Origin of the sequence: Alteromonas marina (assembly GCF_000808575.1) — a bacterium.
Lineage (GTDB): Bacteria > Pseudomonadota > Gammaproteobacteria > Enterobacterales > Alteromonadaceae > Alteromonas > Alteromonas marina_A.
In genome coordinates, this window is record NZ_JWLW01000017.1 from 169043 (window position 1) to 181593 (window position 12551).

Genomic DNA, 12551 nt, shown 5'->3' on the forward strand with positions numbered 1-12551 from the left:
CTGGCGCAAAAACAGCTTAAGCAAATTGTGATACGATTGACCATGTTTTCACGTAGCAATTGACAGTGAGTGAATGTGGGTGGTGCAAATTCATGTTGCGCAATTCCGTTTACTGTTATTTTTTCTGTCTTTTTTGATTTTATTTTCGAGATGCATTGATATTTATGCCTAAGAAATTTATCCGACGTTTTTTGCCAGATCACCAAAGCATTAAGCAAAACAAAGCTTTAAAAATTTTTGGTAGCGTATTGCACGAGCCTAATCTTTGGCACTTAAACCGTCGTTCTGCATCTGGTGCATTTGGCATAGGTTTATTTTTCGCGTTTTGGCCGGTACCGTTTCAAATGTGGCTTTCTGCCGGTTTAGCTATTCCATTTCGCGCAAACCTGCCCTTATCTGTTGCAACTGTTTGGGTGACTAACCCATTTACTATCCCGCCTATATTCTATGGGGCTTACAAGGTTGGTACTACTGTACTTGGGACCAAGCCTGAGCATTTTGAATTTCAGTTTAGTTGGCAGTGGGTTGTAGAAAGCATTAATACCATCGGCCCTGCATTTCTAGTCGGGTGTGGAATTTGCTCGGTTGTGTTTGGACTAGCGGGTTATTTCTCTTTAAACTGGGTTTGGCGCTTTCAAGTGAAAAAAGCCTGGGAAAGACGCAGACAAATGCGGAATCAAGAAGCCCACTAGCGTGAGAGCCCTACACTTGAGGGTTTGTAGAAATATTTACCTTTTCTCAAGCCCCTTACAACGTTCAGTACAAAGTACGCCGTAAAAGACAGAGCAAGAATTACAAAAAACGCCACTTCATAGAAGTGGCGTTTTTTATTGGTAACAATCAATATGAGTTCGGCGTTAATCTATTCAAGAAAACCACTACGCCGAGCGCTCTTATTGAATTTAAGCCAAACAGGCTACTTTTCATGCTCTGATAAAAAAGCGATAAGCGCAGCTTCGTCCCATACCTCAACATCTAGCTCTTGTGCTTTGGTTAGCTTGGAACCCGCTTTTTCACCTGCTACAAGGAAGTCAGTGTTCTTACTTACGGAACCTGCCACTTTTGCACCAAGTAACTGCAAACGGGCTTTCGCATCAGAACGTCCCATTTCGCTGAGCGTGCCTGTAATAACGCACGTTTTGCCTTCAAGAGGCAAGTTATCCGAATCTGGCTTTTCAATAGCAGGCCAGTTAATTCCTTCTTTTAACAGCGCATCAATAACATCGGTATTGTGTGACTCGTTGAAGAAATTGAAAATGTGGGTAGCCACCACTTCACCTACGTCTTGGACTTCAACCAGTGCTTCAAGCGACGCCTCGCGAATAGCCTCCAAGGTTTCGAAGTGCGCAGCCAAGTTTGCCGCAGTAGCTTCGCCAACCTCACGGATCCCCAATGCGTATAGGAACTTGGCAAGCGTGGTTTGCTTTGAAGCTTCAAGCGATGCCAGTAGCTTACTGGCAGACTTTTCAGCCATGCGCTCTAGCCCAACAACATCGCCTAACGAAAGCGTGAAAAAGTCGGCGGGACTGTGCACAAGATCAGCGTCAACTAACTGATCGACTAACTTGTCGCCCAGACCATCAATATCGAATGCTTTACGCGAAGCAAAATGCTTAAGCGCCTGCTTGCGTTGTGCTGCACAAATTAACCCACCGGTGCAACGGGCAACCGCTTCATCTTCTAGTTTTTCAACCTGCGAGTCACAAACCGGGCATTGGCTTGGGAAGCTAATGTCAGTTTCGCTACCTGTGCGGTTAGCTTCTACCACAGACACGACCTGAGGAATAACGTCACCCGCACGGCGGATTACCACGGTGTCGCCAACTTTAACACCTAATCTGGAAATTTCGTCCTGATTGTGAAGAGTAGCATTAGATACTGTAACTCCGCCTACAAACACGGGCTCTAAGCGGGCAACCGGCGTGATCGCACCAGTCCTTCCTACCTGAAACTCAACGTCAAGTAGCTTAGTTACTTCTTCTTGCGCAGGAAACTTCTGCGCAATTGCCCAGCGAGGCGCTCGAGCCACAAATCCAAGGGCATTTTGCAGATCAATACGGTTGACCTTAAACACAACGCCGTCAATGTCATACGGCAAACTATCGCGCTTTTCCAAAATGTGGTTGTAGTACGCCAAGCAGCCTTTACCGCCCTCGGCGGTGTCGATATCAGGGCACAGCGGCAGCCCCCAATTACCCAACTGCTTAAGGCGCTCGCTGTGTGTTGTGGGTAATTCAAAATTTTCAGGTTGCACTACGCCTAGCGAATAAGCATAAAACATCAGCGGGCGCTTGGCCGTAATTTTAGAGTCTAACTGTCGTAAACTGCCAGCCGCAGCATTACGAGGGTTCGCAAAAACCTTACCACCCGTTTCTTTTTGATGTTCGTTGAGTTTTGCAAAGCCCTCACGAGGCATAAACACTTCACCGCGCACTTCTACGCGCTCAGGGTAATGCTCACCACGAAGCGTTAACGGCACATTAGAAATGGTACGCACGTTAGCCGTGATATTCTCGCCTACCTGGCCGTCACCACGGGTGGCAGCACGCACTAATTCGCCATTTTCATACAGAATACTTACCGCTAAACCATCTAGCTTGGGTTCGCAGCTAAAATCTAACGTTGCCGAATCTTTTAGTCTGTCTTTTAAACGTTTTTCGAAGGCAAGCAGTGATTCTTCATCAAAGGCGTTATCCAGCGACAGCATAGGAACATCATGGATAACTTGTTCAAAGGCCGACAACGCTGCGCCCCCTACTTTTTGACTGGGAGAATTCGGGCTTTGAAGCGTAGGATATTGTTTTTCTAGCGCAATAAGCGCCTGCATATCTCTATCATATACTGCATCAGGAACCGAAGGGTCATCCATCACATAGTACTGATAGTTGTACTCATTAAGTGTGTTGCGAAGTGTTGCTATTTGTTGCTTTGCTTGTTCTAAAGAATCTGACATGGAGTTGTTGTCACGCCGTTTAAATAGTTAAAAGTATTACAATTCGTTGCCAAGGCCTATTCGCCCAAGCCGCTGTATGTTCCAAATGGGCTGCAAAAATCTGATCTATTTCAGTCAGGTTGTGAAACGTACAGCCACGCTACAATGCTATGGCTTGCTAGCCCTTGTTATACATCAAAGATCAATAGACCCTAATCAACAGAAAAGGACCTGGGTATGAGCCAAGTCCTTTTTTGTTGTTGCACCTACATGAATAATCCACAAGATTGAGGCGCAAGTGAAAAATTAACGCTAGCTGCGCGCAATCATGCGCTTGCGCTCGAACTCACGAATTTTCTCGACGTATTGCTGTAAGCCCTGCTTCGTTAATACGCTTCGGCGCCCATCAAGTACTTGTGCGCCGAACTCATCTGCCAATTTGCGGGCTGCATTGTGCATCATGTTAAACACTTGATGAGGGTCACCCTCAATAGGCAATATCATAAACAGTGAAATACCCTGGGTTTCAAAGTTCTCTAGGTTATCAATATCGAAAACCCCAGGCTTAAACATGTTAGCAAGGCTAAACAACACTGGCCCTTTGCCATTTGAGTTTACGTGGCGGTGGAAGATGTCTTGATCGCCAAATTTAAACCCTAATGTTAATAACATAGGTAATAGTGCAGCGCCTGAAATGGGCTCGCCTTCTGGCGTTCTTACATTTAATACTAAAACCTCAGGTTCAATCGACGACTTAGCGGTCTTTGGTGTACTTCCAGCACCATCATTACCTGACTCATTAGCACTAAAGCTTTCATCGCCAAAATCAGCGCTAGCTGCTTCACTGGTGTCAAAATCAATACGCATTTGATCGTCACCAAAATTCGGCTCTTCACGTCTTCTCACTGGCGTTTTGCTTCGTTTGTTACGTGCAAAACGGCGCGGCTGTTCATTTTCTTCATGAACATCGCTGGATGAAACAGACTCTTCGGGTGCATCTAAACTAAAATCAGCAACTTCTCTTTCGTTTTTAGCCGGCGGCTGCACTGTTTCAGGCTCTTCCTCCAGCGTTGGGTCGATATAAAACTTCTGTGCAGGACGAACTGACTCTGCACGCCCTCTTTCTTGATGACCGCCCGCCTGACTCTGAATTGGGTCATGCGATTGCGCGTTATCCGCTCTCTCTTGATCACTTGGAGAATTTGGTTGTTCGCTTTCTTCACGCTGAGCATGCGACGCTAAAGACGCTTCCTCTTGCTCTTCGCCTTCACGAAGTAAGAAGCCTGGAGGCTCAGGGAACGCGGCAAGGTTTTCGTCACCTCTGTTGGCACCTTTTGTTGATGCGCCATCGGGACGAGTTTGCCCTTTCATGTGTGGCTTCGGATTCGTAACCACAGAGCCATAGAGCTTTGGTGCTTTCTCAGCTTCTTCTTTCCCGTCAGACGGCATAGCGGAATTACCAACGCTGCTTGAGCGTTTACCCGCATGCTCACCGTGTGCGCCCTCTTTTCCATCACCGTGCTCTTTTGACGTGGCATGTTGAGACAAGCTATCGTCGTCATCAGCTTCTTCGCTGCTGTAAGCATGTTTTTCATTGATATCGTGATGCGCAGGGCTTTTTGCCGTATTCGTCGATACGTTGCTTGCAGCCTCACGCTCTTGGTTTTGTGATTTGCTAACCACGCGCACCGCACCAATGCCCAGCTCGTCAAACCCTTCTTGCTCGTCGGACTCGAAATCGTTGTCATCATCTTGCCACTGACGGGGCTCTAAGCGCTCTTTTTCTGAAGGCTTACTGTTTTTACGAATTTTCCAAATACCATGGGCAAGCACTGCGATGATAAAAACCGTGCCTCCAAGGAGTAAAAATAGACGTAATTGATCTTCCATTTAATTTCTTTCGCCCTTTGTTATGCTTCTGCGAAGGCTACAGCCTCGTCCACATCTACCGCCACCATGCGCGAAACTCCCGGTTCCGCCATGGTAACACCGGTTAGGTGACTGGCCATTTCCATCGCTATTTTATTGTGGGTGATATAAATAAACTGCACTGTTTGTGACATTTCTGACACTAAGTTACAAAAGCGCCCTACATTTGCATCATCCAATGGTGCATCTACTTCATCCAGCAAACAAAACGGTGCCGGATTTAATCTAAAAATAGCAAACACCAATGATAAAGCGGTTAATGCTTTTTCTCCACCGCTTAAGAGGTGAATCGTACTATTTTTCTTACCGGGGGGGCGAGCCATTATCGTCACCCCTGTCTCTAACAAATCGTCATCGGTAAGCGCTAGGTAAGCCGTGCCGCCCCCAAACACTTTAGGAAATAACGTTTTAAGGTCTTCATTAACCTGTTCAAAGGTGGTAGAAAAGCGCGAGCGGGTTTCTTTATCAATTTTCCGAATGGCCGATTGTAGCGTTTCCAAGGCTTCAGTAAGGTCATTGTGCTGTGTATCTAAATGTGACTTTCTTTCCGACTGGGTTTCATATTCTTCAACCGCAGCTAAGTTCACAGCCCCTAAACGCTGCAAATTAGCCTGCGTTTTTTCAAGGTCTTCTTGCCAGCGTTTTTCTTCGGCATCTTCAGGTAAGGTTTCTAGAATGCTCTTCAGCGACTGTTGCGTTTCATCAAGCTGTTCTAAAATCGTATTCGCACGTACCCGGTAGCCTTCAATATCGATATTAAGTTTATCGATGTTTGTTTGTCGCGTTTGAATGTCTTTACCTAAAGCTTGATGACCTTTTTCGGCTTCTCGCAACCACTGCTCTATATCTTCAAGACTACTTTGCTTAGCACTTTTCAGCTGTTCTAATTCCGCTTTATTTTCTAACAACGACTGAAGCTCTGCTTCTTGAATTTCTTCAGGAGACGTAAGCTGTGTAAGTTCTTCTTGTAATCTTTCTTTGTTTTTTATGTACTCTTCACGCTGCTGAAGGTTACGTGTAACCTGTTGGCTATATAAATTCTGATGGTTCTCTAGTTGTTGCTTCTTAAGTGCAAGCTCATGATTTTGCGATGTTAATGTATCAACTAACGCGCGCAATTCTGACGCAGTTCGCTCATTTGCATCACGCTTAGCGTTCACATCGTCAATGTGTACTTCGTGTTCAAGAATTTGTGCCTCTTGAAGCTCTAATTTTTCCGAAAGTTGGGCTAGTTGCTCTTCTTCTTTCGCTAACATTAACTCTTGCTTTGCTAATTCGTCATTAAGTTTGGCAGTACGTGTAGACTGCTGCTCTTGCTGCATTTCAAGCAAAGAAAGTTGATTTTTAATCTGTGCGCGCTGGTTTTCTTTTTCACCCAAGGCGCTCTGAATATCCTGTTTTTGCGCTTCGCTCTGTTCAAGTGCCTGTTTGGCTCGCTCTAATGAATGCTCAATTTCATCTATAAGGCTTTCAGTTTCTTCAATGCTGTCTACCAGCGCCTTAATTTTATTCGCCCGCTGCAAAGCACCGTCGCTTACTTCGCCAGGTTTCACTACCCACTGTGAACTTGCCCACAACCCTGAAGGCGAAACTACGCTAGTAAACTCCTTGGCTATAGCTTCAGGTTCAGGTTCATCTTCTTTGTTAAAAGCCCTTTCAATCGTTGCCGCAAGTTCGTCATCGTTGCTACAAAGGTAAATGTCATTAAAAAATGCGGGAACACGCTGTGTTGACGATTCATTAGTGCTAGATTCAGTTAATAGAGCGTGGGCTAATGAACCAACTCTGGCAGTGCTTACAAACGCTTTATCGGTAAACACTTTAATGCCACTTGGCAAATAAGCGTGGTTTTGAAGCAGTGCCTGTATGTCATGGCTTTTGGCAACAACGGGGTCTTTTGCTTGTTGTAAAATCGCCTCTACGCAAGGTGCAAGAGTTTGGTTAGAGCTAAACTGCTGCCACAGCTTTTCTATTCCGTCTAACGTTACGTCTTCATTATTTGAGGCATCTTGTTGAAGCGCTTCTAGCGCAGCTTTTGTGGACAGTGCAGTTTGTAACTGGCCCTGGGTATCACGGCGCTTCGCTTCTATAGCGTTGACTTCGCCTTGTTGCTGCGACACCTTTTGATTGGACTCTTGAAGTAATTGCTTAGCTTCATCAATGTCAAAATCGAGTTCGCTACATTGCTCTTCTAAAAGTGTTATCTGACTGGCAAAATCTTCTTCATCTAGCTGTTTTAGCTCGTCTTGTAGTTCGCTGATACGCTGAGAAGTGCGTAACTGCATGCTCATCGTTGACTGAATTTGGCTATGGCATTGCTGAACATTCTGACGAAGTTGATTGTAGGTTTGTTCTTGCGCTCGCGCTTGTGCGTTAAATTCTCTTAGCACTTGTTCAGCGTCTTCAAAACGCTCTTTGGCATGCTCTAACTCTGCTTCCTTAAGGGCAAATTCAGGCTCAATGTTTTCAAGCGCCTCGTTTGATACCGCAAGCGCTTCCTGTGCCTCATCAATAGAGTGGTTAAGCAATCCGTGTTGCTCGCTAATTCGTGCTAACTCTTGCTCTACCTGCCCTTTGCGTTGTTTTGCGTGCAGCGCATTTTGCTCTAGTCGTGTTATTGCGTTACTGGTAGTAAACAGCTGCTGCTGAAGATCATCTATGGTTTGTTTTGTTTCCAGCTGCTTGGTTTTGTACGACTCAAGCCCCGCTTCATCGCCCTGTAGTCGAGCCACTAAGTCGTCAACTTCTAACTGGAGTGCTTGCTGCTGTTTTTGCAGCGCTTCAATATGTTCACTATTTTTCAGAAAACGAAGGGCTGCTAACTGGCCTTTTAGCTCTCTGGCTTGTGCACGTAGCGTTTTGTATCGAGTAGCCGCAGCAGCCTGACGCTGTAATTTTTCGAGCTGCTTGCCCAATTCATCGCGCACATCATTCAAGCGTTCAAGGTTATCTTGCGTGTGCCTTATACGGTTTTCTGTCTCTCTGCGGCGCTCTTTGTACTTTGAGATACCCGCGGCTTCTTCTATGAATACACGCAAATCCTGTGGCTTAGATTCAATAAGCCGCGAGATCATACCTTGCTCAATGATGGCGTAAGACCGGGGGCCTAGCCCTGTTCCTAAAAACAGATCGGTGACATCACGCCGGCGACATTTAGTGCCGTTTAGAAAATAGGTAGAAGTGGCGTCCCGTGTAACTAAGCGTTTAACAGATAGCTCATTGTAGTTGGCAAATTCACCTGCTATCCGCCCTGCACTGTTGTCGAAAACAAGTTCAACGCTACATTGCCCCACTGGCTTACGAGACGAAGAGCCATTAAAAATCACGTCGGTCATTGCATCGCCGCGTAAGTTTTTGGCAGAACTTTCACCTAAAACCCAACGTACAGCATCAATGACATTCGACTTGCCGCAGCCGTTAGGACCTACAATGGCGGTCATTTCGCCTGGGAATGGAATAGTAGTTGGCTCAACAAAGGACTTGAAACCCGCGAGCTTAATCTTTTTAAGCCTCACACATCATCCCTCTTAAACACAAAGCTGCACGCGGTATCGCCTTGATATTAGCCAGAAACCAGCTAACCGTCGGCTGAAATAGCAGTTGATGTAGAAATGATGCAATCACACGGAAGATTCTTTTGTTATTATGCTTCGACTCTACCAAATCTAACAGCTTGTAACAATTACCATTTCACTGAGTTAGGCAGAGAATACGCCAAGCGCGTATGATAGAACAGATAGTTAACAAACACAGCGTTTCAAACGCGAAGGAGTACGAATGAGTTCAGGCGGTGTACATTATTTCTTTGAAGGCTTTTCGCTTATAAAAACCAAAGGATTAAAGCGTTTTGTTTTTGTACCCCTAACAATAAACTTAGTGCTTTTTTCTGTGGCTTTTTACTTCTTATTTGGCCAAATAGAAATGGGCATCGCTTATGTGATTGACCTTGTACCTGAATGGTTAGGCTGGATCAAAACAGCGATCAGCTTTTTCTTGTGGCCCCTAGCAGTCATCAGCGTATTGCTCATTTTCGCACTCATCTTTGGTACACTCGCAAACTGGATTGCAGCGCCGTTTAATGGCGTTCTATCAGAAAAGGTTGAGCGTCATTTAACGGGTCAAGACTTAGGTGACGAAGGCGTGATGTCTTTAGTTAAAGACATTCCTAGAACTGTAGGCCGCGAACTCACCAAGTTAGTTTGGTATTTACCTCGCGCTATTGGTTTTTTGTTATTGTTCTTTTTCCTGCCCATTATTGGGCAAATATTGTGGTTCTTATTTAATGCCTGGATGATGGCAATTCAGTACTGCGATTACCCATACGACAACCACAAAATAGATTTTACGCGTATGCGCCTGCACCTTGGCGAACACAAAGGGAAAGCAATGACCTTCGGTATGATGGTGAATGTATTCTCACTTATTCCTGTGGTTAACTTTATCGTTATGCCAGTAGCAATTTGTGGTGCAACGTCTATGTGGGTAAGAGAGCTTAAAGATACACTCGCCAAATAGTGGCGAGTGAATAGTTTTAATGATGAAAACTACGGTTACTTGCCACCAGTAAAGGCTTCGTATTCGGCTAACCAGTGTGCGGCCTCTTTTTGGTTGCCGCTATTGTGGAACGCCTGGAAGAAATTCATTGAAATGGGCCGCTGGGCATTTTGTTTTTTCAGCTGCTGCTGCCAAAGTACCAAATATAACGGCGGGATCACGCCGCTATCGTGATGTTCCATAAAGGTAATTCTGCGGCTGGGCTTATAGCTGTTTTCCCCCAATACGGTGCACGTTTTAGCGCGAGCAATGATGGTTGCGGGATCTATCTCTAGCCAATTTTTTACCGTTTCGTGAGGAGCATACCAATACTCAGAGTCTACGATTAAATTTGGTGGTGCAAAATCAATTATTCCATCTTCATCGCACAGCCTATTCGCCATGCCCTTGCCAATAGGATATTCGTCAGCGAAGCCTGCGAAGTGCGCTAGCTCGTGAACAAACACTGAATAAGCGTCACTAATGTCTAAATACATTACGCCGTTTTGAACATTTGCTTTCCCCTGCTCTGCCACTACTACTGCATGACTGAATTTTTGCTTTTTCGCAATGCTCGCTAAAGGAGTAATACTACAGCCTAAGATCCCAGCATTTTTATAATCAGGATCGCAACTTACTACATCGGGTTTAAGCCAAATGGGCGGGGCCAGGCAAATAGAAAGATTCTGCAGACGCTTGTCATTATTGAATGAGTTATGAAGACTGTGAGCGCGCATGATTGTAGCCAAACTAGTAGCGAAAGGCTGTATACGCTGAAGGCAATTCCCTTCACTCTCCCAGTCAAATGAAGGAGACTGCTTTAATGCTTGTTCTACAGAATACGGCTTGTAGAGATTGATGGCCTCTAAGGCTTTTTCCGCTTGAAGATGCCCTTTCTTCGCGGCAAAGCTAAAATGCTGCTTAGCCTCAGAAAATTCACCTTCGTCCCACAGAAGGCGAGCATACTTAAATGCGCTTTGCATGTCTAAGGTCGCTGTTGCTGCGAGCAGCGGTTTCGCTAATTGTTGTTGCCCGTGTAGAAGATACCAATCGGCCAATGCAGCCTGCGCGGGTACGTAGTTTTGTGAAGCCGCGCGTACTAGCCACTTCTCACGTTTTTCTGGCGAATCGGTAGACATTGCAAACGCAAGCTGAGCTTCTGCAACCTCGCCGAGCGCCGCTAAGCGCATAAAGCGCTGTGACGCACCTTCTTCACCTAATATTTGGTACAGCAGCCATGCAGCGTCTGCATTTTCAAGATTCACTAGCTTCTCTAGAAAATAGGTTGCAGTGGCTTCATCAATATAGTCAGTGGCAATGAAGCCTGTGTTATACGCCCGTTCAAATTCACCGAGCAAGCGTGTCTGTGCATTTTCACTGCCCTGCTTTGCAGCTAACCAAAGTAGCGCCAGCGCATCTTGCTTAAGGTGATAGTCAGAATTATTGAACCGTTCGGTATTATCCGAAGTTTGAGCGTCGGGAGAAGATTCTGTGCTGTCCTGTCCGCTAACCTGTGCCATGCCGTCAGCAGTATCTTCTGAAGCAGAGCTCGCCTTTTCAGTTGGGTCGCTACCTGACACTCGGCTTGCCGGCGTAAGCACCTTGCTTGCATTAGCAATTAGCTGCGGTACATAGCGTCCGCTATCGCCCGCGACAATGAGCAGTGCGAACACTGCTAAAAATAAGCCTCGCATAACGCTTGCTGCTTACTCTTCGCTAACCGGTTCGCTGCTAGCTAGTTCACGCAAACGGTTAAGTTCCATTCGTGCGTAGCGGTGTTCAACGTAATCGAATACATTGGTGCTTAATGCAAGCTTGAAGTAGTTTGATGCAATACCGCTGTTGCCGCGCTGGCTATGAAATTTACCTAAGTAAAAATACGCTTCACACAACCTATCTGTTAACGCTTTTTGGCTTTTCACACCGTCTAACAACGAGTTAAGTACATCGTTTTCATTAACGGTGCCTAGAAACAAATCTACCAGCGCCGTCGCCCAGTGCTGGTTATCCAGCGTTGGTCGAATAGAAGCTAAATATCTCTGCCCTTCGAGTTCGGACACGTCATGATGAGCAAAGTAAGCCCACAATGCACGAAATGGGTCGCTGTCGTCTTTCTCGAAAAAGCGGTTTAGATCGTTAGTAGCAAGCTCTGCGCGACCGCCGTAATAAAGCGCAATACCACGATTTAAAAACGCAAAATCGTACTCTGGATTAATTTCCAGTGTAGAGTCAAAGGCATCGTAAGCCTGAATAAAATCACTCTGCTGTATATAGTGAATGCCCATAGAGTTATAGGCTTCTGCCAGATCTGGCTTTAAGTTGATTGCCTGGGTGTAGTCAAACTGCGCTAAGCCAGCAAGACCCACACTGTCATATAGCATGCCTCGTTGAAAGTGCAGTTCGGCTTTGTCTTCATCCGAAAGTGCCGGGCTGCTAAGCACCTGATTATATCGAGCAATAGCCATTTCAGAACGAGGATTAATGGGCGCAGGTTCAGCTAAAAGCAGGTTTCCCATTTGTGGCTTTTCTGAAACAGGCGGTGTTTGCGCACAACCGGTTAAAATAGCAGCGAATAGAGAAAAAAAGATGAGACTAACGTTTCTGCACATGGTAAAAAAGCATTCTATAAAAAAAGAAAAAACCGCCTGAGTATTAAGTATACGCTTGTTGCGGCGCTAATGCCGCCAACCTTCTCGCATTTGATGATAAAAGTAAAGCGTATTGGGTGGTTAACACAGGTAGCTATGAAGAAAAATAATTTAGAACAACTATCACAACTTGCTTTTGACGCACAGAAAAACTCACACTCACCTTATTCCAACTTTAAAGTTGGTGCTGCAGTGCTTACTCCAAGTGGCGAAACCTTCTCTGGTTGTAATGTAGAAAGTGCTGCATTTCCATTAGGACAATGCGCTGAAGCCACCGCTATTGGCAATATGGTCACACAGGGACAAAAACGTATTTCGCATATCGTTATTGCGAGCCCGAACGACGAGTTTTGCTTTCCGTGCGGAGGATGCAGACAGAAAATTGCTGAATTCGCCCCAGATGAAACTCCCGTAACCATGGTAAGTCAAAACGGCGAGACATTCGAAACCACCATTGGTGAGTTACTTCCAAATGCCTTTAGGGCGCACGACCTAGACAAATAAGTCAT

At 45.6% G+C, this 12551-nt stretch carries 8 protein-coding genes; 3 read left to right on the forward strand and 5 right to left on the reverse strand.

All coding sequences use genetic code 11. The features are described from left to right. Positions 1 to 164 precede the first annotated feature (164 nt). The gene (locus RJ41_RS10865) at positions 165 to 692 is read left to right on the forward strand and encodes a DUF2062 domain-containing protein (protein ID WP_014949426.1); all 528 of its coding nucleotides are present in this window, start codon (positions 165 to 167) and stop codon (positions 690 to 692) included. 224 nt (positions 693 to 916) lie between these two features. Here RJ41_RS10865 and ligA read toward each other — a convergent pair whose 3' ends face one another. The 3 genes from ligA to smc all read right to left on the reverse strand — a co-directional run bounded on the left by ligA (position 917) and on the right by smc (position 8376). After that, positions 917 to 2953 carry an NAD-dependent DNA ligase LigA gene (gene ligA / locus RJ41_RS10870; protein ID WP_039220448.1) on the reverse strand — a complete coding sequence of 679 codons (2037 nt, stop codon included), beginning with the start codon at positions 2951 to 2953 and terminating at the stop codon, positions 917 to 919. 291 nt (positions 2954 to 3244) lie between these two features. After that, the gene (gene zipA, locus RJ41_RS10875) at positions 3245 to 4822 is read right to left on the reverse strand and encodes a cell division protein ZipA (RefSeq protein ID WP_039220450.1); all 1578 of its coding nucleotides are present in this window, start codon (positions 4820 to 4822) and stop codon (positions 3245 to 3247) included. Positions 4823 to 4842: 20 nt separating this feature from the next. Then, positions 4843 to 8376 (reverse strand): chromosome segregation protein SMC, encoded by a 3534-nt coding sequence (gene smc / locus RJ41_RS10880; RefSeq protein ID WP_039220451.1) that lies wholly within the window; start codon positions 8374 to 8376, stop codon positions 4843 to 4845. A gap of 262 nt (positions 8377 to 8638) precedes the next feature. Here smc and cysZ point away from each other — a divergent pair, with 262 nt between their 5' ends. Continuing rightward, positions 8639 to 9376 (forward strand): sulfate transporter CysZ, encoded by a 738-nt coding sequence (gene cysZ / locus RJ41_RS10885; protein ID WP_039220453.1) that lies wholly within the window; start codon positions 8639 to 8641, stop codon positions 9374 to 9376. Between the two features lie 35 nt (positions 9377 to 9411). Here the strand turns inward: cysZ and RJ41_RS10890 are convergent, their stop codons facing one another. Beyond that, entirely contained in the window at positions 9412 to 11088 is a 1677-nt protein-coding gene (locus tag RJ41_RS10890; protein ID WP_039220455.1) for an SEL1-like repeat protein, read from the reverse strand. Between the two features lie 12 nt (positions 11089 to 11100). Further along, positions 11101 to 12003 carry a lipoprotein NlpI gene (gene nlpI / locus RJ41_RS10895; protein WP_039220461.1) on the reverse strand — a complete coding sequence of 301 codons (903 nt, stop codon included), beginning with the start codon at positions 12001 to 12003 and terminating at the stop codon, positions 11101 to 11103. Positions 12004 to 12138: 135 nt separating this feature from the next. On the opposite strand from nlpI, the gene cdd reads away from it, so the two are divergent. After that, positions 12139 to 12546 (forward strand): cytidine deaminase, encoded by a 408-nt coding sequence (cdd, locus tag RJ41_RS10900; protein ID WP_039220705.1) that lies wholly within the window; start codon positions 12139 to 12141, stop codon positions 12544 to 12546. The last annotated feature ends 5 nt before the right edge of the window (positions 12547 to 12551 follow it).